The following is a 23,648-nucleotide window of genomic DNA, read 5'->3' as shown; positions in this document are numbered from 1 at the left end:
AAGTTTCAGAGAGATAGTGCATGTTCCGTTATACGATAATTAGATTGATTGTATATAGCCTGCCGGATTTCCCGGCAGGCTGTTTAAAATCGAATGTACCTAACTGGATCGACACTGTTTGTTTTGTCAATATTCCATGGCCCCTCGTGAAGTTCAAAATGGAGATGCTTGCCGAAACTGTGGCCGGTATTGCCCATATAACCAATCTGTTGGCCCTGGGTGACTGTTTCCCCATTTTTCACAAACCGGTTTTCAAGATGGGCATAAACCGTAGTGAATATTTTGTCTTTGATTTTATGGGCAATCATAACGCAATTTCCATAACTGTTTGAGTAGTACGAACGGATGACTGTGCCGCTGGCTGCGGCTGCTACAGCCGTATCGGGATTTTGATCGGAAATATCTATCCCTGCGTGGTGTCCATCCCCTCGCGGCCCATATCCAGACGTTACACCGCCGTTAGTCGGTTTAATGAAATCAATACCGCTGCCGCCCGGAGAAATTTCCTTTTGAGCCCTCTTGTTCTCTTGTATGATGGCAATTGCCTGTTCAATTAAAATCTCATGTGCTTCGGAAAGATCCACGAGTTCAGCCTCAATTTCAATTTTTTCTTGCTTGAGTGACTGCATCAGGCTATTTTTTTCAGCTACCTTTGCGTGAAGGATTGCGGTTACAGATTCCAGGCTTTTTAATTGCTCAGCAAGAACAGGCAGTGAATTATGTAATTCGCCTTCCATCTGCTTTTTTAGTTTTTGGTCCTCATAATGCACCTTGAGCATTTCCTGGTCCGCCTGTATAATTGCTGCCACTGTGTTGGTCGCATCGATGAAATCCGAGAATTTTTTTATGCCAAGAAACAGGTCCATATAGGATAGACCCCCGCCATGGGCCTGCATTACCCTGAGCCGTTCCTTAATGACCTTTTCCCGTTTGGTTATTCGTTCATGCAATGCCGCAATGTCATGTTCAAGCTTGTCAATTTTGTGCTTTGTGTTGTTGATGCTGGATTGCAACGTACGGATTTTATCGTTATTGAACGCGACATCATCGTCGAGCTGTTTTAATTGTGCCTGGATTTCTTGTTCCTTATGGTCAATCTCTCCAAGCTTATCTTTGTTTTCTTTAAATTGTGTATGCTTTTGCCGTAATTCCTGGAGTTTATCTTCAATAGTGGGTGTATTGTCTTCACCATGTACAGTGAGGCTTTGTGATGAAATACTTGTAATCGTGAGGGTGATCAACAGCGTTTTCAACAATGGAGATTTTGTCTTCATTTCTACCTCTCCTTAATGCATGTATTGCAATGGCGGATCCTCACACACTGGTCATTTCCGGATTATTTTGATGGACTGTGTTCAGTGTGCTGCTGGAGTTTGATTTAGACGAGGAATGATCCTAAATACTATATATTGCATGTCAAGTGATGGCAGACCACTCGGATTTGGATAATTATTGTAATTATTTGTTTCGACGCTTTTGGAAAAAATCCTTTTATTATTCATAAAGTGCAAATAAAAAACTCAGCCGGAAGCTGAGTTTTATTATAAATGATAATTTTTTCAACCATCGCATTGCAACACTATGAACAATTCCAATAGGTGATTCTTAACAACCTTTTTTCTACTCCCTGAATGAGTGTTCTGCCAGTTCGGTTACAATGGCGTCTTCAATTTGCGTCACTGAAGAACTGATATAGTTATTTATCATAATAGAGAATATCAGTTTTTCTCCATCCTTTGAAGAGACATACCCTGAAAGAGCGGAAACACCGTTCAGGGACCCTGTCTTTGCTTTGACATTTCCGGCTGTCGGCTCTTTTTTCATCCGGGAACGCAGCGTCCCACCGACCATACGGTCTGATACGCCTGCCACCGGCAAGGAATTCTCGAATACAGGGAACCAGTCCTTATCCTGCACAGCATGCAGCAGTTGGGTCAGCTCATCAGCCGGGATCAAGCTTTTATGTGACATTCCCGAACCGTCACGAAGCCTGATGGTTCCACCATCAACTTTTAGGTCTTTAACCGTTTCCTCAATTACTTGCAGCCCTTTTTCCCAGCTGCCTTCACCGTGAGCTGCTTTCCCCATTTCTTTTGTCAGTGTTTCCGCGTGTCCATTATTGCTCAATTTCATGAATGGCACGAGCAGCTCCTTAAGAGGCATTGATTTTTTATAAGTCAGCATGTTTGCATCATTTGGTGTCACGCCTGTTTTCACTGCCGCGTTGCCAATCACGCTCAGACCATTTTCTTCAAGCGATTTTTTAAAGATATCAAGGGCATAGCCTGCTGGTTCCCATACGGCAACCCATGACCTGGAGTTCGTCCCATTTATAGGCATTGTACCTTCTATAATGATGTTATTGGTTCCGTGCTCCCTGTTGATGGAAATCTTTTTTGGCTCATTCTGCGCAACTGTCCTGGCATTGTTAATGATGGTAACGTAGCCGGTTGCTGGTGTCAGCTGCACTTTGGCACTGCCCCCAATTTCGGCAGCAGGGCCTACCTCTACAATGACAGTCCCTGCGTCATAGTCTTCATTTGGTGAAATTGTCAGCGCGGAAACCTGGGCACCAGTATAGTTAGTCTCGTCCGACCAATTCAGGTCCTGAGAAAGCCGGACATCATCATACCAGCTGTCATCGCTGATCAAATTGCCTTTAATTTTATCAATGCCTTTCGCCTTCAAATCCCTGGCAAATTGATCGAAGTCCGCTTTCAAAAGTGTCGGGTCGCCTTTCCCTTTTAAATAAACATTCCCATGAAGGACCTTCCCTTTAACATCCCCATCCGTCAATACTTCGGTTGTGAATTGATATTCTGTTCCGAGTGTTTCCAATGCCGCTGCTGCAGTCAAAAGCTTCATATTGGATGCCGGGCGTAACCTGGTATCGCCCAGGTGGGAATATAACACCTCGCCCGTTTCCGCTTTCCGGATGCTCACTCCTGTGATGGCTCCGTCAATTCGCACATCGTTAAGAATGGCTTCAATTTTGGTTTGTAATGGTGCAGCTTGTGCCGATTTTGCCGATTCTTCAGCTGCTGCTTTAAACAATGTTTCTTGCTGGCCTGCTATGGGCAAAAACATAACCATAACGATTAGCATTAGCAGAAACTTTTTCTTGATATTCTGATTTATAAGCATTACCAGATCACACCCCTCTTCCAATATGGTTTGACTATACATCATTTATAAATATTAAAGAATATTCAGTTAATAAAATAATCATATTTACCTATTCATTAATAGACGTTTCTACTGCTTCGATAAAATCGATAATATCCTATAACCCAGAAAAATGGACTATCAACAGCGGGCGGGGTGCCGATGCAAATCGCGTGTAAAATCCAGGCTTAACTCCTATACTATAGAGAATAACGATAGGGGGGATAAAATATGCATATTGAAATGTGGACTGACTATGCGTGACCATTCTGCTATATTGGCAAAAGGCGTCTGGAGGACGCCATTAAGAAGATTGACCATCCAATTGAAGTGACTTATCGATGCTTTGAATTGGATCCGACAGCGGAACGGGACATAAAAGAAAACATGTATGAAATGTTAGCCAAGAAATATGGCATGAGCATAGACCAGGCGAAAGCAAATACAAAAAACATGGTGCAAATGGCGAAGGAATCCGGATTGGATTATCAAATGGATACTCTGATTTTAACGAACACCTTTGATGCGCACCGATTGACGATGTTTGCCAAAACAAAGGGTTTAATGAAAGAGATGGCCGAACGGATCCTGCGAGCCTATTTTACCGAATCCAAACATATCGGTGATCATGAAACATTGACCGAGCTGGCAGTTGAAGTCGGCCTGGACCGGGAAGCTGTCGCAAATATGCTTGCAAGTGACGAGATGGCCGATGCCGTCCGTGCCGATGAGCAAACAGCGCGGCAGTATGGCATTACAGGTGTGCCATTCTTTCTGATCAATAAGAAATATGCCCTCACTGGTGCCCAGCCAACCGAGGCATTTATCCAGGCATTGGAAAAAGTAATCGCCGAGGATAAAATCACTGTTTTAAACAGCCAGGAAGCTGAATTCTGTGATGATGACGGATGTGAAATTCCGAAAAAGTAGTGCTGCTGGTTGAACGAATAAACTGTATAACTTGGCTAAAACAACCTTTTACAAAAAGCTACTCTCCAAAATTGGGGAATAGCTTTTTTATTTCATAGCTATGTTAAATTACAATGTTGATATTTGAGCAACAAAAAAAGCTCCTCAGAACCTTATATTCTTCTATATCTGTGTGTTAGTTGTTATTATCTTGCAATAATTGATTATGCAGTTACATCAATAACATTGGATTGTTTATTTACTTTCTGTAATTTTACTCCCTGCAAAATAAACCATAAAGGTATAACGGTTAATCCACCAATACCTACTCCTAACACAACAAGGGGTTGAAAAGACAGTGCATTACCAATGACCGTTATGACTAAACATGTCCCCGAAACAAACCCCAAATAGTTCATTTTACTAGTTTGCGTTTTGTTTCGCAGAGCCACATAGCTTATGGAGAGAATCCAAAGACCTACGCCACCAAAATCGATCCATCCATCTGGACTTAATTCCACGAGACCTGCCCAGCCGATAATCACCGCATCTAATACATCGTCGCCGTGCGTGACGGCATCATGTGCAAGATCATGATCTAGCCCTGACTGCCTGAAATTATTAATGGACATTAGAGCAAAACCGATCGTGGCAATCATTTTGGAAAAAGATACAAACTCCGACGGCTCATCTACTACATGTTTTGTAATGGCCGGAACAGCAGCGATTCCACACAATCCCAAAAAGGCGAGCAAAAAATGACCCACGTTTAAGATGGTATAATAATGATGATGATCCTCTACTGCGTTGGCACCAACGGGTACCAAAATAAAAAGCAATACCATCCCAAAATACAAAACACCGGCAACAATTGATGATACAGCCCCAAAAGAACCATTAACCCTTTTGATAATATCACTTCTCCCCGTTCTTTTTTATTTCTATCTTCTTTAACTCTTATGTCTCTATGAAACACACTATAATCATGATAACATAGCTATTTACTTTTTTTGTATATTTACAAATTATTTATCCTCTCTTATTTTCGGTTGGATTCGCTTGTCCCACGATGTTAACAAAAAAGAATACACAATATTCGGTATATGTAAATATGAATACGCGAGCTTAAATAAATCGGGACAGTATGTTTGACGCTGTAATCAAAGTAACTGGGCAAGCTGGACTAGCCAACTGAATAGAAATCAACAGAGAAGTTTAACAGAGCCTAATTCATAAAAACAGGCTTATTTTGAATATTAACGGGTATAATGCTAAAAAACTTGAGGAGGTTTATCATGGATCTCGATTTTGGACAAACCCTGTTATCGTTCGTGCCAATCTTCCTTATAGCAGTATTTATAGTAGGTTACCTGTACTACCGTAAAAATAAAGCCAGGAGCAGGAGATAAAATTACTTTGTCCCCTGCATGCGGGGACGTTGCCACAGCAGAAACCTGGGCACCGGTATAAGTCGACTCGACCGTCCAACCCTGGTTTTAATATAATTTAAGCCTTTTCTCTGACACTGCCTCACACATCATGTTATACATCTTCTCGACACCGGTTTCGGTCGCTTCAAAGTTATACGCATTATCAACATCAATTCCTATACTGTCTGCTTCTTTTGCAGCATCAATGTTTGCCCCCATGAAAATGAACTCCCAGCTATATTTCTCCTGCTGGTGTTTGATCAGCTGTTTTACTTTTTCATAGGTAAATTCCCGGCTCGCATTCTCCATTCCATCCGTTGTAATGACAAATATGACCTTTCCAGGCCGGTGTTCCTCACTGGTCTTTGCGAGCCTTTGGCCTACATCCAAAATAGTCTTTCCCACCGCGTCCAGCAGTGCAGTACATCCCCTTACGTAATACTCCCTGTCCGTCAGCTTTGCATTGTTTGCATCGATGCCGTTACATAATATTTCATACTCGTCGTCAAAAAGCACTGCTGTCAGCATCGTTTCCCCTTCCAGCTGGCATTGCCTGTTTATGAAAGCATTAAATCCTCCAATCGTATCACTCTCAAGCCCCGCCATCGACCCGCTCCTGTCAAGCAGGAAAATGATTTCCGTCAGATTCCTATTCATATGAACCCATCCTCTCAAGTTATTAATCATGCTATAATATTAGCTGAGTTCATCCATGATATGGTCGCCTGTTAAGCGACATTTTGGGAGGTCGGCCCTATGATCGATAAAAAGCTGCTGGAAGAAATGCAGGAGTATATAGACAGTCACTTAAATATAATGGAATTACAAGGTTTAAAAGCCTGCGAATTCATAGATTACAATATTGATGAAAACAGGCAGCATAGTGAACTGGAAGATTTCATTAAAAACAATCGCAAGCCAACTCTGGCACAGGTTTTGTTCAGCTTTATCGACAATAAAGGTGCAACCGATTCAGAGATCTATAAAAGAGCGGGCATTGACCGCAAACATTTTTCAAAAATCCGATCCAATCCAAACTACCGTCCCGGGAAAAATACCATTATCGCTCTTGCGTTAGCCCTTGAGCTGGATAAAGAAGACACCGAGGATCTCCTGAGCTTGGCCGGCTACTCATTATCGGACAGCGACACCTCTGATTTGATCATTCAGTTCTGTTTAGAGAAAAAAATTTATGATATACATTTTGTTAATCAAGCATTGGACTCTTTCAGCCTGAAACCGTTGACTGGAGCACTGTAATTGTACTATCCCAATGTATTGAACTACATTGAATGCAATAAAAGAAGCAGGAACCTCGTTTTTGGTCCCTGCTTCTTTTTAGGTTTAGCTATAACCAAGCCTATTGAAGTTTTTGAAAGAACCACAAACGTTTGTCAAACACAATTGAAGCAATTTCGTTGCCCAATGCGAAATAATTCCATGCTTCACCCATATTGCTAAAAATGACGACTGTTAAATCCTGATCCTCATACCGCATTAATCCTGAGCGTATTCCGGGCAAGGAACCCCCGTGCGAATACAGTTTTTCTTTAAAGGAAATGTGGTTATTGGCGACATACCAGCCGTACCCGTAGCTTCCAGCCAGCCCTGTTTCAATCGAAGGCTCATGCATTTTATCCGTCTGTGATTTAGAAAGCAATTGGTATGATTCGACTGCCTCAATATATGTTGCTAAATCATCCTTTGTAGAAATCACATTTCCAAGCGCAAAAAGGAGTGACGGATGAATATTTTTAACCAGTTTATCCTCTTCATAGCCTTTGACGTCAAGTTTTTGATCGTCCATGAAGAAAGTATTGGACATCCCCGCTTTGTCAAACACATGGTGTTGTACATAGGCTTCATATTCTTCTCCGGATACCTTTTCAATGATTTTCCCAAGCAAGTAATAGTCAGAGTTGACGTATGCATATTTTTCACCAGGTTCGGATTGCAGAGGCTCTTTATTTATTAATTTCAAAATTTCTTCGTCACTGTAGGGCCTTGAGTAATCCTTCATTGTCAAATAATCTCCCAAGCCCGAGCTATGGTTCAAAAGCTGATGGATCGTGATCTTATTGCCATACTTAAATTCAGGAACATACTTGGACACCTTATCATCTACTGAAAGATTGCCTTCTTCCTCCAGCTTCAGAATCGCAATTGTCGTCATTGATTTTGTGATCGATCCGATTGGGAACAGTTCGTCATTTTTAAAAGGGACTTTCTGTTCCCGGTCAGCATAGCCATATGATTCGTCAACGAGCACCTTCCCTTTATGAAGCACTAGAACAGAACCGTTGAATTTCTTTTCTTTGGCAAATTGTGCGACAAACTGATTTACTTTTTCCTTTTTCGTGCCTTTTAAGTCGGCATGCACCGTACTACCAAATAAGTACGCCGCCGGTATGGAAAAAATAATCAGGCTGCAAATGATGCCCGCTAATACTTTCAAAATTTTCTTCATTTCTATGACCTCCACCAATTTATATTTAAATTGTAGAAAAAAGGAGTCATATGAAGGAGTGAAGAAAAGTCACAATCGATAGCATTGCGGTTAATTGTTTTCTGACTTTTAGATATAAAAAAAATAACCTGTCCTGAGACAAGTTATCATAGACTATTGGCCATCCATACATTTCTTATAAAAACCCTTCACTTCTGGCCTTGTTGGCAGCTGCTGTGCGTCCCTTTACCTCCAGCTTCGCATAGATATTGGAGATATAGTTTTTAACAGTTCCTCCGCTCAGAAATAAACGCTCGGAAATATCGCTATTCCTGAGCCCCTGCGCAAGGAGCTGAAGTACTTCGAGTTCCCGTTCACTGAGCCCGTATTGGCGGATAAGGTTTGAACGCTGGTCTGTCTGGCTTTTGGTTTGAATTTCTTCTTCCTTTTGGAGGTTGCTGTTAATCAGGCTTGCGGCCATTTCCTTCGTTACCAGTGTCCCGCCCGAATGGACAAGACGGATGCTGCTGGCAAGGCTCTGTGGATGAAGAGTCTTCAACAAATACCCCTCTGCCCCGTTCGCCAGGGCACTGACAACATAATCAACATCCTGATAGGAAGTAAGAATGATAACCTTAATATCCGGCCATGCTTCCTTAATTAATTTTGTCGCGCTTACTCCATCCATCACAGGCATATTGATATCCATCAACACTACATCCGGCATAAGGCTTTCACACAATTCAACCGCCTCCTGGCCATCCTTCGCCTGACCCACCACCGTCAGGTTCGCTTCCATATTCAGGACAATGCCGAGGCTCTCCCGGATAAGTCCTTGATCATCAACAATTAACACTTTAATGTCGCTCATTTTTTACCTCCGAAATGGAATTTGGCAGTCGACCGTTGTTCCACTGTTCAAAGCAGAAGTGACGATAAGCTCACCGTTCAATGCTTCCACACGCTGCTTCATCGATTTCAGCCCGAACCCGTACCGTACTGAATCTGTCCCAACGCCGTTATCATTGATGATTAACCTGACTAAACTTTCCCTGAAGGAGAGACAGACGGAGATTTCCGTTGCGTGGCCATGCCTTTTCGCGTTCGTCAAACACTCCTGCAGACATCTGAGAAGAGCCATTCTCATCGGATGATGCAGCACATCCTCCTCTCCTTCTCTTGAAAAAGACACCTTTGTATTCGTATAATTCGAGAATTCATCAATAATTGCTGAAAAATTGCTGGTTAGCAAAATATCAGTCTCGGCCCCGATTTCATGGATTGTTTCCCTTATCTGTTCCAGACTTGCTGCGGTGTGGTCCCGTAGCTCGGCTATTTTTTTCTTCGCTTCTTCTTTATTTGAATCTATTAAATAACTGACTGCATCAAGCCCCATGATATATGATATGAAAGAATGCCCCAGAGTATCATGCAAATCCCGGGCCATCCGGTTCCGTTCCTCTACCTGTGTAAGGGTTTCAATCTGCTTCGCGTACTGGACAAGCGTTTGATTTTGTTCTTCAATAATCCGGTTTAATGTTTCTGTTTTCCTGTAGGAAGTGATCATCAGGTTGAGGCAAAAACCGATCGCGAGGAATAACCATTGAAAAAATATGCCGAAGTAAGGGTTTTCATATTGTGTATTCACACCCTTAAAGAAAAATTCCATGAAGGGAAATAAAGCCAGTACGGCAAGCATCCAATAATAGCGTTTTTCAAGATGAAAGGCGATGGTCAGCGATGCCATGATAAAAATACTCGAATATTCTTCAACTGTTGCGTAAACCAAAATCGCCAATGAACCGCTCATCAATAACTCTGCTACTACGAACTGTGTACGTTTATGTATGAAAAACGGGATCCAAAAGCATAACGGGGCAAGCATTGCGGTAAAAATCCATATAACACTTAGTAAGTATGGCTCGAAAGTGTTCCTCTCAACATACAAATCAAGAAACGCAAAAATATAAAACAATATGCGGAAGCAAAACACCGCGATTTCTACCGATCCAAATAGAACCTTTACTCCCTTTTTTTCGCTCATTTCATGCCCCCATTCTTTTTATTTTTTCATAAAAAAGCCTTGTGCCACCCGTGCATAGTAATCGATGTTTGCCACTGTGACCTATTGAACACCAGATTGTGAGTTTTTGGCCAACGAATTTACCCGTATATATTATTAATATACTATAGATAAGAATGAGTATAGTATGAATTCCAACAAAATTTAAACTCCTTGGATTTTCACTAGTGATAACCTATGCGTGTCCAAAGCCTGGCAGCTTAATGAGACCAGGCGACACATTCCGGACTTTATATTCAAAAATCCAGATGCTACAATTTAGCCATGTGATCATGAGGGAGCTTCAGCTATGTATGAATTGACGTATAATCAGGCTCAAAACATTGTTGATAAAATGATGAAAGACATTCCTTATAATATAAATATTATGGATAGAACTGGTATTATTATTGGCAGTGGAGACAAAGAAAGGATAGGCACGCTGCATCAGGGTGCGGTGGCTGCCATTAAACAAAAGAAAGTAGTCGAAATCCATAAGGATGAAGAATTCGTAAAGAAGGGCATTAACTTGCCGATCGAATTGCGTGGCTCCATCGTCGGAATCGTAGGGATCAGTGGCCAGGTTAAAGAAACAAGGCCATTCGGAAACCTTGTTAAGTCAGCTGTTAATTTATTAATCGAACAAAGCGCTGCAATGGAAAAAGAGAATCTGGAAAAAAACCTGAGACAGAAGTTTATTAACTTAATTACAGATCCGGATACACTCTACTCGAAAGAACTGACAGACCAGGCCCAAGCCTATGGCATCCAGTTAAAAAAAACTTCTCAAATCGTGTATGTGGAATTTCCTAATGAGATTGATGAGGATACCATTAAAAATTTCCCTTCCTTTAAAACATCCAGTCACTCGCTCTGCATTGTTGTTCAGGAAGAGGATAAGATGGATGGCCTGCAGGAACAGATTGACACTCAGTATCCTGATGCGTTGATTTCCATTAGCAAATGGAATGATAAAATTTCCGAGGGGTTCTTGCAAGCCAAAGCTGCCATGCGTGTATTAAAGGGAGTATTTTCGGATGAAAAAGTCATTTCCTATGCGAGATGTGAATTTATTGCCGATCTTTCCATGCTGCTGAGGGAAGACCCAAAAGCAGAAGGGCCGGCCTATTTACTTGAGAGTCATGATGAATTAATAAAAACGCTTCAGGTTTATTTAAGCTGTAACCTGAACGCCAATGAAACGGCAAGCCGGCTTATTATCCACAGGAATACATTGAACTACAGATTAAGCAGAATCCATAAAATCACAGGGAAAGACCCGAAAAATATATTGGAACTCGTGGAACTGATTTTTATGTTGGTGAATCGGGTGAAATGAAAACAACACACCCCAATCAAGGATGTGTTGTTTTCATTATCATTTTAACAATCTGGCAATGCTTTCAGATGTACGTGCCACATTTTCTTTGCCTTGCGAAAGTAAGGTTTCAATAACTGCTGCACCTGGTACGATTCCAAAAATGGCGTCAAAGCCTTCATCATATAATGCTTCAACATCCTGGCCCACGTATCCTGCCAGTGCAATCACCTTAATATCGTTGTTGACACTTTTGGCTGCCTGGGCAACGCCGTACGGGGCCTTGCCAAATTTCGTCTGGAAATCGATGCCGCCTTCACCTGTGAAAACGAAATCCACATTTTCCAGTTTTTCTTTTAAATTTGTATACTCGATGACGATTTCGATTCCTTTTTTCATTGTAGAGTTGGTGAAAGCGAGCAGTCCTGCACCTAGACCGCCAGCTCCGCCTGCACCAGGCACATCCACCACGTCGATGCCAAGCTGCTCTTTTACAATATTGCCATAGTGCCTCAAATTTCGATCCAGAATTTGTACCATTTCAGGAGTAGCACCTTTTTGCGGTCCAAAAACAGCTGATGCCCCGCGTTCTCCGCACAATGGATTGGTTACGTCCGACGCTACTAAAATGTTTATATTTTTTAATTGTGGTATGACATCAGAAGTATCAATGGTATGAAGTTCCCCTAAATATCCGCCGCCCAGTGGCAGTTCCTTCCCTTCTTTATCCAGGAGTTTATACCCCATTGCTGCTGCCATTCCAGTGCCGCCATCATTCGTGGCACTTCCTCCAATGCCCAGGATGATGTCTGTAATGCCTTGTTCGATACAATCCCTGATTAACTCGCCAGTACCATAGGTGGTTGTCACCATAGGATTTTTTGTTTCCTTCGTCACATGGTGAATTCCGCTCGCTGACGCCATTTCAATGACGCCTGTCCTGCCATCGCCCAAAATTCCATACTGCGCCTTGACTGGTGTGCCAAGCGGCCCGGTAACCTCTTTTTGGATCAGTGTGCCGCCTGTTGCATCGACCAACGACTGTACGGTGCCCTCACCGCCATCCGCCATTGGAACATGGATGCATTCGGCATCCGGTATGGCTCTTTTGATCCCGATTTCCATTGCTTCACAAACTTCTTTTGCCGTCATGCTTTCCTTAAACGAATCTGGAGCCAATAAAAATGTTTTCCCCATTGTTAACACCCCATTTTTATAAAATAAAACCAAATAATATTACTGCTATGATCGTCATTGTTAACCCGACAATGCTTTCAAACCCGACAACCTTCATCCTGTCTTTCATTGTCATGTTCATAGCATTGCGTGTAACGTGGAAGTAAGTTCCGTGCGGCAGATGATCAATCACTGTAGCACCCGCATGGGTCATGACTGCAGCTGCCAGCGGTGCAACCCCAGTATTCAAAATGGCACCCGAGAATGAGCCAGTAGCCAGGATAACACCTGTCAAAGTCGATGCTGTCGCGGCCGCAATTAATGTACCTGCGATTGGTGCAAGGAAAAATCCTGAAATGCTAGTGACAGCATGGCTTTCGTCCCGCCAAGTTTGTCAACAATCACTTTAGCATTCCAATCCTTTTTTAAAAGCCTTTTAATTGAATACGCTTTCAGTATAGTAGCATAATGGTACTTTAACAATTGATAATCTAACAAATAATATTGTGCATTCGCACTAAACATCGTATTTACAATTGGAATTCCTAATACGCAAAGCCGTAATGGCAAGCGCTGGACGTAAAAAGCCCCCGAATTCAATTTCATAAATTCGGGGCCTTTTTACGAGGTGATTTTAGACCACAAAGGGATTAAAACCACTTAGACTTGAAATGAAATGTAAAAAGACCGAATTGACGGTTTTTTCCATTAAGCATTCAAATCTCTTTTTTTATAATAAACATAGGTTGCGGCCAAAAGTGACAGGACCAATATGAGTGAAATTACAACAAAGACTACATTAAAGCCGCCGCCATACATTACATTTTTCGCTTCAAAATATTTAAATGGTGTAAAATATCTTAAGCCTTCAATATTCTCATTCAAATCAATCACGATTGATAACATATACGTAATCAGCAGGATTCCTGCAGCTGATGTTGCAGCTGTCTTTGGTTTCTTTTTTACAGCAGCGAGCGCACTGCCTATAACCATAAACAATACCTGCAAAATGAACATTGCCGCCATTAAGATGGCGATTTCACCATTCACCGCCTTATCATCGCTGTATTGACCTAAAAGAATAATGGACGAAATGAAGGTTGCGAAATTAAAGATCACGATATTTGTGAATGCTGCCAATAACTTCGCAGTAATGACTTTATTTCTTGATACTGGTTTCACGAATAAAAACTCGGATGTTTTATCCCGTTCTTCTTTGGCAATAATGGTTGCTCCGAGCATTGCCGCATGAATAGTTGCCATCAGCAATAAATAGAGAAAAAGCATGCCATAGTAGTCGCCCGCCTTCGTTAAATCTAAATCGCTGAGTCCCAATACTGCCCGCAACGATGTTGGGATATCTGCCATCAAATCATTGATCGATTGACCCGATGACGAATACGCATCAAATTTAGTCATCCCAGATGCGACCATCAGGAAGGCACCGATACACCAAAATATGAGCGATTTTCGATGAGACCGCAATTCTTTTAAAAATATATTCATCACCAAACCCCCTCTATTTAACTTCCACACGCAAAGCCGGCATTCTTAAACAGCATGGATATCCTTCTTGAGATAGACGACATAACTGGCTGCAATGGCAACAATAATAATCACGGCACCAGCAATCAAAAATGATGCTTCATAGCTGGAATGTTTCATGATATAGGTGGTGTCGAAATATTTAAATGGAGAAAAATAACGTTTCACTTCATCGCCGGTCGTATCACTAAACAGTCCTAAAAAATAGAAAGCAAAAACGGTAGCAAGCGAGACGGTGAGCACGGATTTGATCTTTTGAACCATAACAGAAATGATGACCCCTAAAGCCAGGAATATTAGTTGAATGAATAAAATGGTAAGCGAAAGTAAAAAGAAAATTTTCAAGCTAAAATTATCAGTCTTGACCTGTAATGCTACATAGCTGGCTGCAACGAAATAAAAGATATACGTCACGACAATCGAAACCAACGCTGCCAATAACTTGGCTGTCAAAACTTCCGTACGGGTAACAGGCTTCGTTAGCAAAAAGTCCGCTGTTTTTTCACGGGCTTCCTTGCTGACAATGGAAGTGCCGATAATCATCGCCTGGATGGCTGCGCAAAGAGTAATAAATGATATTGGAAAACTATAGAATCCTAGAATCGTAAAGAAATTTTCTTGATTCAACCCGAATGCGTTTTTTATTGCTTCTGGATAATTTTCCAATATTTTTATGAACTCCTCTGCATCCGAAGCAAACGAAGAATACATCGACATAAAAAGAATGATGATCACAATTAATGACAATGACCATATGATCGTTGACTTTCGATACACTTTCAATTCATGCATAAAGATATTCATCGTTTCCTAGGCCTCCTTTTCGTAATAATGCATAAAAATCTCCTCAAGGTCCGGCTCTTCAACCCACAGATTGTCTATTTCAATTTCAGCGATTCTTCTCATCATCGTATTGATGTTGCCCCTGAATAAAAAGGTGGTGACGTTATTTTTAACCTCTAATTTATTGACCCCGCTGAATTGGAAATAATTCTTGTCCAAGGCTGATTTGGTTTCAATTTTAAACTTTTTATAATTGTTTTCTTGTAATGTGCTGATTTTTTCTACCGTGACGATTTTGCCTTCTTTTATGATGGCGACACGGTCACATAACCTTTGAACCTCGCTGAGGATGTGGGACGAAAATAGAATTGTAGCACCTTTTTTGTTCTCTTCCTTTAATAGTTCAAAAAATTTTTGCTGCATTAATGGGTCAAGCCCGCTCGTCGGTTCATCTAAAATAATGAGTTTCGGTTCATGGAGGAGGCCTTGGACAATGCCTACCTTCTTCTTGTTTCCTAAGGAAAGGTCGTCAATTTTTTTATTGAGATCCAAGTCCATTATTTCTACCAACTCTTTGATTCTCCTACTGCAATCCTTTTTATAAAAGCTGGCTGAGTATTTTAATAGCTCTTTTACTTTCATATTGTCATAGTAAAAAACTTCTGATGGTAAATAGCCAACTTCCTTTTTTATTTCTGGGGCAAATCGAATACAGTCTTTCCCAAAAATGGTGGCGCTGCCGCTGGTTGGGTAAATGAGCGATAATAAGGTGCGAATCGTAGTCGACTTCCCAGCTCCATTAGGTCCGATGAACCCGAAAATTTCACCCTGCCCGACATTGAAACTAATATCAGATATTCCCCTTGCCTTGCCGTAAGTTTTGGTTAAGTTGTTTATTTCTATTACGTTCATCATTTATAGCCCCCTTTTTTCCTTCTTATTCAGACACAGTCATGCGCGTCGTCTCATTTATAAAAACATTTAGTTAATATCTCGAAATAATCTTCTGCTTCCATCATGACTTTTGGATAATCAATTTCGTGGGATCGTGATAATTTTGCTTTGTAAAGCTCCTCATCACTCATTTTTTCAAAAGTCCAAGTTATGATTTTTAAGATTTTTTCAATAGCCATATCATCTCTAAATTTTGTAACATCAATGCCTTCATAAACTTTTCCGGCATTAATTTCATTCAGCTTAGCTATCTTTGTTTCAAGCTCTGTTTTTATTTCGGTTGAATCCTCCATATAAGCCTCTTGGATAAATTTAAAGATCTCCGGATATTTCGTTAGCAGTTCCATTTTAATCTTCACTGACTGACGTATTCTGTTAAAAAAATCCACTTCAGTAAGGTCGACTTTTTTGTAAAATTCATCGGCGACTATGTTGTAGCAATAATCAAATAAAAATAAAAACAGCTGTTTTTTGTTTTGAAAGTAATGAAACAGCAAACCCTTTGATATTCCCGCTTCCTTGACTATTTCATTGGTCGATGCCTTATCATATCCCTTCTGGGCAAATTCTTTTATCGCGGCATTTATGATACGGTCTTGTTTTTCCTTTTCCAGGTTCAAAAATTTCGAAAACATTAGGGGACAGCCCTCTTTTCTGTCATACTGAATATCGAGATTGACCACATTAGTCAATCATATTGTATCCTTGTTGACCCATTTGGTCAATGGTGTTCAAGCTACATTTTTTACAAAAAAATGAAACTTGATGCATTTCATTCGGAATAATGTTTATTCAACTTCCAGCCTTGTTAAACGAACAAAAAAAGAGCGTGTTTTTGAAAAAAGTTTGATCAAAAACACGCCCGACAAATATTCAATTGAGTGGATCAATTCCATGAGATGATCTAAATACTAATTATACTATCCCAGGTATAGAACTCTTCCTATTTGGCCGTCCCGTTTAAACTACTTGGCGTTACTTGCGGTGTTCAAAGGTTTTGCAAGCAGTTTCCTCAACATCGGAAGCTATTCTTCCGCGTTCACCAATCACAAAAATAGAGTCGGCAACACACTTGTCCCCTTCTGCCCAGTATTTACAATTTTGCACATTGCACAATACCTCAGTTGCCATTAAAGGCCACCTCCTTAAGGGTTTTGTAATCAATACCCTCTTTGGAGATGGAATAATCAAGATGATTGCTCTAAAAAAAGTGGGCGATCTAATTAATTTACTGAGAACTATGAACTTCAAACTTGATCGCACACAGGCTGTTTTTTCGATTTCATCTACCGTTTTAACTGTTGGTTTATTTTTTCTGGTGACCATGATCATGTCAGAAACCGAAATGGTATCGGCAGAGTTTAACAGCAACTATCTCTCAAACCCGCATGTGATTCCCATGTTTTTACTATCAGCTATTTCCTGGTTTCTGGTAGGTCTGAATGAAGAAATGATGTACAGAGGTTATATGGTAGCAACTTTTAAACATCTTTCGATAACAAAATTATTTTTGGTGTCCAGCTTTTTCTTTGCCTTTTCACATATATTTATCAACGGTTTAAATCCACTTTTGCTAGTGATTCTAAGCGCGGCAATCACATTAATGTATGTGATTTAAAAACTGGTTCACTCATAGCAGCGACAATTCCAAATTTTGTTTACGACTTTTTAACACGGCAAATAATTGGAAACAGTGACATCAGCATCATTCAGTTAGAAGGAACACCCAGTTATAGTTACCACGCAGTTCTGCATGACTATTCCTGGCTATTCAAATAATATTAGTAATGGTTTTTTATAAACAAAAGCTACATCATTCTGTTAAGGCATTTGAAAACAAATCTGAAAATTTTAAATTCTCTTATTAGTCCAAAAAGCCCCGCCCCCCAGTACGTTAATTCACTAACTCACTGGGGGTCAGGCCCCTTTTTCTATATTTTGAACCGGTTCAATAAAACACTTAATTCTTCGGCGAATTGGGCGGTTTTTTCAATTGATGTTTTAATATCTTGAATAGAGTATAGCTGTTCTTCTGAAGAAGCGGCAACTTCACGGATGTATTTAGTAGAGTCCATAGATTTCTGCGAATTATCATTTATCACCCGTTCCACATCTTCTACTTTTGAAAGCAGTTTTTCGATTTCTATAAATATCTTGTCCACTTCATTTGAAGACTCTTTAGATGAGTGGTATACATCCTGCAGACTTCCATTTACATCTTTCAACTTTTCCATACCAGTCCCGAATTGGCCTGTTCCAGCTTCAATCTCCACAACCGCATTGGACGTGTCTGTTTGTATCTCATTTACAAGCTCGGAAATTTGCTTAGCTGATTGCGCAGATTCCTCCGCCAGCTTTCTAACTTCCTCAGCAACGACAGCAAATCCTTTTCCATGTTCGCCAGCCCTGGCTGCCTCAATGGAAGCATTTAACGCAAGCAGATTTGTTTGTTGTGAGATTCTGGTGATCAATTCAACGATATTTCCAATTTCGACAGAGCGATTACCCAATTTCCTTACAATGTCGGAAGAATTGCGAACCGAGTCCTGTATAACAGACATTTGATTCAACAATGCTATAACATCCTCATTCGCTTTCTCAACTTCCTTGTAAGATTTCTTTGTTTTCTCGGAAACCAATAAAGAATAATCTTTTATCCCTGATACACTTTGCGTTATCCCGTTAATTGATTGCAAATTCTTTTTGTTTCCTATTTCTTGTTCTGTAGATATTTCTGCTGCAACTTGGACGTTCTTTGTAACGACACCCGATAATTGCACCATTTCTTCAGCATGCTCCGACAGGACAGAAGTGTTTTCTGCAACAACTTCTCCTTTTTGGAGAATGCCGCCAATTAAATCCTGCAAGCTATCCAGCAAAGAATTAGAGTTTTTTGCCAGATTCCCGACTTCATCTTTGCTCTTAATTCTTAATCTTTGAGTCAAATCGCCTTCGTTATTTGCCAATTCAGCTAGTTTTTCATTAACTTCATTTATTGGTTTTAAGGAGCGTAAATTAATAATATAACTGATGACTGCACTTAACAGGATAAAGACAAATGTAATAATCACAAAGTAATTCAACAATGACTTTGCATCGGCAAATGCTTCCTTCACAGGCACGGAGATCATGATGCCCCAATCCATTTCTTTCGCTTTGCCATAAAAAATCAGATTATCTTCCCCGTTAAAGTTTGTTTCGATCGCGCCCGTCTTGCCATTCATGCTTTGTGCTACCAATTTGTCCAGGTCACTATTTTCATAATCTGCAATTTTCTTTTTAAGGACATCCTCTTTCTTTTGACCTGCCACAATGGTTCCATCGCCGGTAAAGACCGTGACGTATCCACTATCCCCAATTTTTACATTAGAGATAATATTCATCAGGCTTTCGATTTGATTGCCTCCTGATGCAACTCCAACAACCTCTCCAATTGCACCATAAACTGGTGATGAAGATAATACGATCGGTGCCCCATTCAAACTTGGGGTTGCCGAAGGAACTGGATTGTATGTTTTTGTAAGTTTGTCCATGCCACCTTTATAGTGTTCAAAGTCAGTGACCGGTATTTTATTTCCCCCCAAATATAAGAAACCTTCCGCACTCATAAAGGCGAATGCATCCGGATTATCCATCCTTTTGGCGATCCGTGCACCTAAAGCGTCTGCCTTATTGACGTCACTTGTTTTTAATTCATCCGCTTCAGCTATGTATTCCATTGTTTCCTGTTTACCTTTGATCCATATATCTATATTCGCTTTCACCGATTCAAGTTCACTGTATGCTTGTTCCTGAAATCTTTCATATAGAAAATCCTTTGCTTTCATATATCCAAATGCAGAAATGCTTATCATGGATATTGTAATCAATAAACTGATCACTATCGTGTTTTTAACAACCAACCTCATTACCTTATGTCACTCTCCAGATGTTATAAAATTTTTTGAAGCATAGGGACGGTTCTTTTGCTTCCAAGCAAGCAGGAGAACCGTCCCCACGCTTCGATGGATATAAAAAAATCCACCAAAAAAAGGTGGATTTACTTATAGGAAATAAAACCATCTTGTTCGGTAACCCAGCCGCCATAACATTTCTGTCTTAGGCCTGTGGCTTTGCGTCCCTGTCTTTTGGCAGGTTTGCCATTATCGTAAGAAAATGAAATATTTGTATAAGAAAAAATCTTAATGGAGTAAAACAAACATTAAAACCCGCAAACTCCCCCTGGTGCTTAAGTATTTTTACCTACTGGTTTGTTTTAATATTATACTTTGCCTGAATCAATATTACTATATGATATTCTCTCCGTTGAATATTTTTTTCAATCACAGTGCGGAATTGGTGGAAATTAGTAATAAAAAGTTTCTGGTATTTATCGATCTCCGGGCTAATCATGGGTATAAAAAAATGCGCAGAGAGACCTCTGCACACTTATACTCAGTTTTACTTCTTTCTGCAATAAACAGTATTCAAGGTAATTATAAGAAACGGTAATATATCACCGCTTGACTAAGCAACTCACAGCTTCCACATGTCCAGAGTGTATTGGTCAACGCAGAGGGGTGCTGGTGAAGAATTTACGGTCAGTTACCTTCTTTTATCATAAATGGGAGGCACACTCAACATGGCAACAAGAGGGATTGCGAGTTAATTGGATGTTAGTTGTGTAATTAATAATATTTTTATATAAATTGCAGTACAAAGGGGTAGTTATTAAAGATTAATTATCCGTTTTTCAGGATGTTTTTGCTTAGCTACCACATGTCTATGTAAATGGGAATTATAGACCGTAAAGTATGCAAGTCCAACAAAAATTGAACCGCCAACTATGTTTCCCAGAAGTACGGCAACAAAGTTGGGCGTGTATTCCATCCAAGTGACTTCCCCTGCAAAGATCGCAGCCGGTATGATAAACATATTCGCAACAACGTGTTGAAAGCCAATGACTATGAAAGCCATGATCGGAAACCATACACCCATAATTTTCCCTGCATAATCCTGGCTTCCAGTTGCTATCCATATAGCCAATGCAACAAGCCAGTTGCAGCCAATTGCGGAAATGAAGGCTTGCATAAAAGTATCGTTAAGCTTTGCTTGTGCAATAGTAACAGTTTGATTTAAATATGGCCCAGTTTCAGTTAAACCAACGACATGGCCGAAAAAGTAAGCAACAAAGACAGCACCAATAAAATTACTAATTAATATATAGAACCAGTTCCTGACAATCTCCGTGAAAGTAATTTTTTTTGCAAACCACGCCATTGGTAAAGTCATCATGTTACCTGTTAATAACTCACCGCCTGCAAGTAACACGAGCACAATTCCAATTGGAAAGACCGCAGCACCTAAAAAAGTAGTAAATGAACCCCAGTCTTTAGGCATATTCCCTGTTAATCGGACGTAAAGAAGAAACCCCATTGCAATAAAAGCCCCGGCAAGAAAACCTAAGATAAGCATAGTTGGTATAGACATTTTTGCTTTTCTAAAACCTGATTCAATTGACAATTCCGCAATTTTCTGTGGTGTATGATAAGACATTTTAACCCCCTGATATCGTAAATAAATAAAAAACCAGCACAAGATAGCTCTTTATCTAGCTAAAACTTTTTATATTTCGACTTATAACCAGATCGAATAAATTAATAGGCCTTTGCTATGCATACGCTCTTTGCTAGATTCTCTATTAAGATAAAGAAAAATTCTATGATTTATTATTTAATTTGTCAATTGTTTTTAGGTCGTATATTTTAGTTATGTTTCTTCAAATACCCATTGCACTGTCAAATCGCTGCCCCAACATGTTAAAAGAAGCAGGTAACCTCTTATCGGGTTCCTGCTATATCTTTTTGTCTTAACACAGTTTAAAATCATGTTCGAGACACACTCAATACGTGTGGAATCTATGTGGCAACACCAGGGATGTTGATGAGTTTATCTGGCTTCCCCTTGTTCAATGCCGGATTCATAGACACTTGTTGAGCATTAGAGGGTAGGCACGTCAATTTTTTTAATTAAATCCGATTTACAACTTCTTCTTTTAAACTTGAAATTTCCCTATGGTTTTTTGTAATTCTTCAGCCATATCTGTTAATGAAGCTGCAGAAGCAGAAATCTCCTCCATAGAAGCTAATTGTTCTTCCGTGGCTGCTGATACATTTTGCGTGCCAGCAGCAGAAATTTCTGCTACTTCTGCAATAATATTAATCGATTCAACAACCTGCTCTGTCGACTCTGAAATTTGTTCAATAACAGATTGTACCTGCTCAATTTTAGCGACTACTTCGTTTACAGAATGCTGAATTTGTTCAAATGATTCTCCAGCTATGTTTACAATTCCTATCCCTTCATTCACTTCTTTCGTAGCATATTCCATAGATTGGGTCGTCTTGTTCGTTTCTTCCTGAATTGCTATGATCAGTTGAGCAATCTGCTGGGCTGAGCTTGAGGACTGTTCTGCTAATTTACGCACCTCATCAGCAACAACTGCAAATCCTTTACCGTGTTCTCCTGCTCTGGCAGCTTCAATAGCAGCATTTAAAGCAAGAAGGTTCGTTTGGGAAGAAATATCTGTAATTACCTGTACAATTTTGCTGATCTCATTTGAACGTTCTCCTAATACTTTGACTGTTTGTGAAAGATTATTAACCGTATCACTAATTGTATTCATTTGTTTGATTGCCAATTGAATACTCTTTTCTCCGCCTGTCGCCTTTTCCAGAGTATCAGCTACAGCAAGATTAATGCTATGGCCATTATCAGCAATTTGTTGAACACCAACGGCCAGTTGACTGATGATTTTAGAACCTTCTTCTACCCCTTGTATTTGTTTATCAGAACCAGCAGCAACTTCCTGAATTGTAGTGGCAATTTGTTCTGTTGCTTTTCCTGTCTGTTCAGCACTTGCAGATAATTCTTCTGCTGAAGCTGCGACTTGATCTGAGTTATCCGCAATCTTGCTAATTAATTCACGAAGACTATTAGTCATTTCATTCAAGTAATTGAACATCTTGCCAATTTCATCTTTTCGATTCGACTGAAATTCCTGTCTTAAATTGCCCTCTGCGATTTCTTTCATGGCACTTTGAATTTCTGTTATCGGTTTTGTAATGTTCCTCCGTGAATAATACAAAATAAAGAACATTGAAATCAGAAGAATAATACATCCAGTAAGAATCAGGTTAAACATTAACTTATCTAAAGAGGCCAAGTAATCATCGGTTTCCACCGCAGCCGCAATAAGAGTTCCATCAGAAGTGCGATCGAAGGCCAAATATTTTATTTTCCCCTCGTCTTCATACTGAAAATCTCCCTTACCATCTGAAGCAATGAGCCCCCCAAAAGATAGATTGTCTAGATTTTTTCCGATATAATCCTTTTGTGGATGAGCGATTATAACTCCTTGGGGGTTGGCAATAAAAGTTAACCCTGTCTTTTGAAAAGAATATTTTTTTACTGTATCCTGTAGATTTACGGAATCAACAACTTTCTGGAATTCCAGAGGTTCCATGCCGATTTGAAACATTCCCGGTTTATCCTGACGTGCAACACCAATATACATGAACATTTTTTTATCCGCACCACGAACAGAAGGTTCTTGCGCAAGTTCAAAACCTTTGTTTTTTATTGCCTCTATAAAGGGTTTGGATTGGTCGGATGAATCATATTGATAACCGATAAGATCAGGATTACTGCTAAATTGCATAATTCCTTTATCATTCATAACATTCACTTCCGAAACACCAATTTGTTTCGCTAAAGCAGAAAGCTCCCCTGTAGAATAGCTATCGCGGCCTTTAAGGATTTCCCTGACAGATTGGGCCAATTTCAAATTATTGTTTTTCAAGCTTTCTTTTAAAATTTCGA

21 protein-coding genes, 2 pseudogenes and 1 riboswitch are annotated in these 23,648 nt (G+C 40.1%); of the genes and pseudogenes, 4 read left to right on the top strand and 19 right to left on the bottom strand.

All coding sequences use genetic code 11. The features are described 5' to 3' along the window. Positions 1-83: 83 nt before the first annotated feature. Together CVD19_RS02775 and dacB are read right to left on the bottom strand one after the other, a co-directional pair. Entirely contained in the window at positions 84-1,274 is a 1,191-nt protein-coding gene (locus CVD19_RS02775) for a murein hydrolase activator EnvC family protein (RefSeq protein ID WP_101580350.1), read from the bottom strand. Positions 1,275-1,620: 346 nt separating this feature from the next. After that, positions 1,621-3,144: a D-alanyl-D-alanine carboxypeptidase/D-alanyl-D-alanine endopeptidase gene (dacB, locus tag CVD19_RS02770; RefSeq protein ID WP_101580349.1), complete on the bottom strand. Its 1,524-nt coding sequence runs from the start codon at positions 3,142-3,144 to the stop codon at positions 1,621-1,623. Positions 3,145-3,441: 297 nt separating this feature from the next. On the opposite strand from dacB, the gene CVD19_RS02765 reads away from it, so the two are divergent. Then, positions 3,442-4,095 (top strand): DsbA family oxidoreductase, encoded by a 654-nt coding sequence (locus CVD19_RS02765; protein WP_257985004.1) that lies wholly within the window; start codon positions 3,442-3,444, stop codon positions 4,093-4,095. A 203-nt stretch (positions 4,096-4,298) separates the two neighbouring features. On the opposite strand, the gene CVD19_RS02760 is transcribed toward CVD19_RS02765, so the two are convergent. Together CVD19_RS02760 and CVD19_RS02755 are read right to left on the bottom strand one after the other, a co-directional pair. Beyond that, the gene (locus CVD19_RS02760) at positions 4,299-4,919 is read right to left on the bottom strand and encodes a hypothetical protein (protein WP_101580347.1); all 621 of its coding nucleotides are present in this window, start codon (positions 4,917-4,919) and stop codon (positions 4,299-4,301) included. Between the two features lie 651 nt (positions 4,920-5,570). Beyond that, positions 5,571-6,161, bottom strand: a complete 591-nt coding sequence (locus CVD19_RS02755; RefSeq protein ID WP_101580346.1) for a vWA domain-containing protein — start codon at positions 6,159-6,161, stop codon at positions 5,571-5,573. 99 nt (positions 6,162-6,260) lie between these two features. Here CVD19_RS02755 and CVD19_RS02750 point away from each other — a divergent pair, with 99 nt between their 5' ends. Continuing rightward, positions 6,261-6,764: a hypothetical protein gene (locus CVD19_RS02750; RefSeq protein WP_101580345.1), complete on the top strand. Its 504-nt coding sequence runs from the start codon at positions 6,261-6,263 to the stop codon at positions 6,762-6,764. 100 nt (positions 6,765-6,864) lie between these two features. On the opposite strand, the gene CVD19_RS02745 is transcribed toward CVD19_RS02750, so the two are convergent. From CVD19_RS02745 to CVD19_RS02735, 3 genes are all read right to left on the bottom strand, one after another. Then, the gene (locus CVD19_RS02745) at positions 6,865-7,971 is read right to left on the bottom strand and encodes a serine hydrolase domain-containing protein (RefSeq protein ID WP_101580344.1); all 1,107 of its coding nucleotides are present in this window, start codon (positions 7,969-7,971) and stop codon (positions 6,865-6,867) included. 175 nt (positions 7,972-8,146) lie between these two features. Continuing rightward, positions 8,147-8,821, bottom strand: coding sequence for a response regulator transcription factor (locus tag CVD19_RS02740; RefSeq protein ID WP_101580343.1), 675 nt, complete (start codon positions 8,819-8,821; stop codon positions 8,147-8,149). A gap of 3 nt (positions 8,822-8,824) precedes the next feature. Then, positions 8,825-9,994, bottom strand: a complete 1,170-nt coding sequence (locus CVD19_RS02735; RefSeq protein ID WP_101580342.1) for a sensor histidine kinase — start codon at positions 9,992-9,994, stop codon at positions 8,825-8,827. Between the two features lie 328 nt (positions 9,995-10,322). Here CVD19_RS02735 and CVD19_RS02730 point away from each other — a divergent pair, with 328 nt between their 5' ends. Continuing rightward, positions 10,323-11,351 carry a CdaR family transcriptional regulator gene (locus tag CVD19_RS02730; protein WP_101580341.1) on the top strand — a complete coding sequence of 343 codons (1,029 nt, stop codon included), beginning with the start codon at positions 10,323-10,325 and terminating at the stop codon, positions 11,349-11,351. A gap of 39 nt (positions 11,352-11,390) precedes the next feature. Here the strand turns inward: CVD19_RS02730 and CVD19_RS02725 are convergent, their stop codons facing one another. The 8 genes and pseudogenes from CVD19_RS02725 to CVD19_RS02690 all read right to left on the bottom strand — a co-directional run bounded on the left by CVD19_RS02725 (position 11,391) and on the right by CVD19_RS02690 (position 16,919). Beyond that, the gene (locus tag CVD19_RS02725) at positions 11,391-12,527 is read right to left on the bottom strand and encodes a glycerate kinase family protein (protein WP_101580390.1); all 1,137 of its coding nucleotides are present in this window, start codon (positions 12,525-12,527) and stop codon (positions 11,391-11,393) included. 16 nt (positions 12,528-12,543) lie between these two features. Continuing rightward, positions 12,544-12,870 (bottom strand): annotated as a pseudogene (locus CVD19_RS02720) (GntP family permease); the annotation flags it as partial. After that, positions 12,825-13,112 (bottom strand): hypothetical protein, encoded by a 288-nt coding sequence (locus CVD19_RS02715; RefSeq protein WP_101580340.1) that lies wholly within the window; start codon positions 13,110-13,112, stop codon positions 12,825-12,827. The pseudogene CVD19_RS02720 and the gene CVD19_RS02715, both read right to left, overlap by 46 nt. 102 nt (positions 13,113-13,214) lie before the next feature. Beyond that, positions 13,215-14,012, bottom strand: a complete 798-nt coding sequence (locus tag CVD19_RS02710) for an ABC transporter permease subunit (RefSeq protein WP_101580339.1) — start codon at positions 14,010-14,012, stop codon at positions 13,215-13,217. Positions 14,013-14,057: 45 nt separating this feature from the next. Next, positions 14,058-14,855, bottom strand: coding sequence for an ABC transporter permease subunit (locus CVD19_RS02705; protein ID WP_101580338.1), 798 nt, complete (start codon positions 14,853-14,855; stop codon positions 14,058-14,060). Positions 14,856-14,861: 6 nt separating this feature from the next. Then, positions 14,862-15,746, bottom strand: a complete 885-nt coding sequence (locus CVD19_RS02700) for an ABC transporter ATP-binding protein (protein WP_101580389.1) — start codon at positions 15,744-15,746, stop codon at positions 14,862-14,864. 53 nt (positions 15,747-15,799) lie between these two features. Further along, the gene (locus CVD19_RS02695) at positions 15,800-16,423 is read right to left on the bottom strand and encodes a TetR/AcrR family transcriptional regulator (RefSeq protein WP_101580337.1); all 624 of its coding nucleotides are present in this window, start codon (positions 16,421-16,423) and stop codon (positions 15,800-15,802) included. A gap of 340 nt (positions 16,424-16,763) precedes the next feature. Continuing rightward, the gene (locus CVD19_RS02690) at positions 16,764-16,919 is read right to left on the bottom strand and encodes a DUF1540 domain-containing protein (RefSeq protein ID WP_101580336.1); all 156 of its coding nucleotides are present in this window, start codon (positions 16,917-16,919) and stop codon (positions 16,764-16,766) included. 61 nt (positions 16,920-16,980) lie between these two features. Here CVD19_RS02690 and CVD19_RS02685 point away from each other — a divergent pair, with 61 nt between their 5' ends. Next, positions 16,981-17,406, top strand: a complete 426-nt coding sequence (locus CVD19_RS02685; RefSeq protein ID WP_101580335.1) for a CPBP family intramembrane glutamic endopeptidase — start codon at positions 16,981-16,983, stop codon at positions 17,404-17,406. A 313-nt stretch (positions 17,407-17,719) separates the two neighbouring features. Here CVD19_RS02685 and CVD19_RS02680 read toward each other — a convergent pair whose 3' ends face one another. The 4 genes and pseudogenes from CVD19_RS02680 to CVD19_RS25775 form a co-directional block, all read right to left on the bottom strand. Continuing rightward, positions 17,720-19,696, bottom strand: coding sequence for a methyl-accepting chemotaxis protein (locus CVD19_RS02680; RefSeq protein ID WP_101580334.1), 1,977 nt, complete (start codon positions 19,694-19,696; stop codon positions 17,720-17,722). Between the two features lie 158 nt (positions 19,697-19,854). Continuing rightward, positions 19,855-19,939: riboswitch (cyclic di-GMP riboswitch) on the bottom strand. Positions 19,940-20,498: 559 nt separating this feature from the next. Continuing rightward, positions 20,499-21,323: a formate/nitrite transporter family protein gene (locus CVD19_RS02675; protein WP_101580333.1), complete on the bottom strand. Its 825-nt coding sequence runs from the start codon at positions 21,321-21,323 to the stop codon at positions 20,499-20,501. A 499-nt stretch (positions 21,324-21,822) separates the two neighbouring features. Beyond that, positions 21,823-22,770, bottom strand: a complete 948-nt coding sequence (locus CVD19_RS25780) for a methyl-accepting chemotaxis protein (protein WP_374702859.1) — start codon at positions 22,768-22,770, stop codon at positions 21,823-21,825. Further along, positions 22,762-22,926, bottom strand: a pseudogene (locus CVD19_RS25775) (HAMP domain-containing protein); the annotation flags it as partial. The gene CVD19_RS25780 and the pseudogene CVD19_RS25775, both read right to left, overlap by 9 nt. Between the last annotated feature and the right edge of the window lie 722 nt (positions 22,927-23,648).

It is taken from the genome of Bacillus sp. T33-2 (assembly GCF_002860205.1).
Lineage (GTDB): Bacteria > Bacillota > Bacilli > Bacillales > Cytobacillaceae > T33-2.
This window is presented reverse-complemented; position numbering and strand designations above follow the sequence as displayed.

Excerpts from the sequence above, each read along its gene's own strand:
- CVD19_RS02675 (WP_101580333.1), bottom strand. The coding sequence starts at position 21,323 with ATGTCTTATCATACACCACAGAAAATTGCGGAATTGTCAATTGAATCA.
- CVD19_RS02690 (WP_101580336.1), bottom strand. The coding sequence starts at position 16,919 with ATGGCAACTGAGGTATTGTGCAATGTGCAAAATTGTAAATACTGGGCA.
- CVD19_RS02730 (WP_101580341.1), top strand. The coding sequence starts at position 10,323 with ATGTATGAATTGACGTATAATCAGGCTCAAAACATTGTTGATAAAATG.
- CVD19_RS02745 (WP_101580344.1), bottom strand. The coding sequence starts at position 7,971 with ATGAAGAAAATTTTGAAAGTATTAGCGGGCATCATTTGCAGCCTGATT.
- CVD19_RS02685 (WP_101580335.1), top strand. The coding sequence starts at position 16,981 with ATGATTGCTCTAAAAAAAGTGGGCGATCTAATTAATTTACTGAGAACT.
- CVD19_RS02740 (WP_101580343.1), bottom strand. The coding sequence starts at position 8,821 with ATGAGCGACATTAAAGTGTTAATTGTTGATGATCAAGGACTTATCCGG.
- CVD19_RS02680 (WP_101580334.1), bottom strand. The coding sequence starts at position 19,696 with ATGAGGTTGGTTGTTAAAAACACGATAGTGATCAGTTTATTGATTACA.
- CVD19_RS02705 (WP_101580338.1), bottom strand. The coding sequence starts at position 14,855 with ATGAATATCTTTATGCATGAATTGAAAGTGTATCGAAAGTCAACGATC.
- CVD19_RS02775 (WP_101580350.1), bottom strand. The coding sequence starts at position 1,274 with ATGAAGACAAAATCTCCATTGTTGAAAACGCTGTTGATCACCCTCACG.
- CVD19_RS02755 (WP_101580346.1), bottom strand. The coding sequence starts at position 6,161 with ATGAATAGGAATCTGACGGAAATCATTTTCCTGCTTGACAGGAGCGGG.
- CVD19_RS02725 (WP_101580390.1), bottom strand. The coding sequence starts at position 12,527 with ATGGGGAAAACATTTTTATTGGCTCCAGATTCGTTTAAGGAAAGCATG.
- CVD19_RS02700 (WP_101580389.1), bottom strand. The coding sequence starts at position 15,746 with ATGAACGTAATAGAAATAAACAACTTAACCAAAACTTACGGCAAGGCA.
- CVD19_RS02750 (WP_101580345.1), top strand. The coding sequence starts at position 6,261 with ATGATCGATAAAAAGCTGCTGGAAGAAATGCAGGAGTATATAGACAGT.
- CVD19_RS02715 (WP_101580340.1), bottom strand. The coding sequence starts at position 13,112 with ATGAAATTGAATTCGGGGGCTTTTTACGTCCAGCGCTTGCCATTACGG.
- dacB (WP_101580349.1), bottom strand. The coding sequence starts at position 3,144 with ATGCTTATAAATCAGAATATCAAGAAAAAGTTTCTGCTAATGCTAATC.
- CVD19_RS25780 (WP_374702859.1), bottom strand. The coding sequence starts at position 22,770 with ATGACTAATAGTCTTCGTGAATTAATTAGCAAGATTGCGGATAACTCA.
- CVD19_RS02695 (WP_101580337.1), bottom strand. The coding sequence starts at position 16,423 with ATGTTTTCGAAATTTTTGAACCTGGAAAAGGAAAAACAAGACCGTATC.
- CVD19_RS02710 (WP_101580339.1), bottom strand. The coding sequence starts at position 14,012 with ATGAATATATTTTTAAAAGAATTGCGGTCTCATCGAAAATCGCTCATA.
- CVD19_RS02760 (WP_101580347.1), bottom strand. The coding sequence starts at position 4,919 with ATGGTATTGCTTTTTATTTTGGTACCCGTTGGTGCCAACGCAGTAGAG.
- CVD19_RS02735 (WP_101580342.1), bottom strand. The coding sequence starts at position 9,994 with ATGAGCGAAAAAAAGGGAGTAAAGGTTCTATTTGGATCGGTAGAAATC.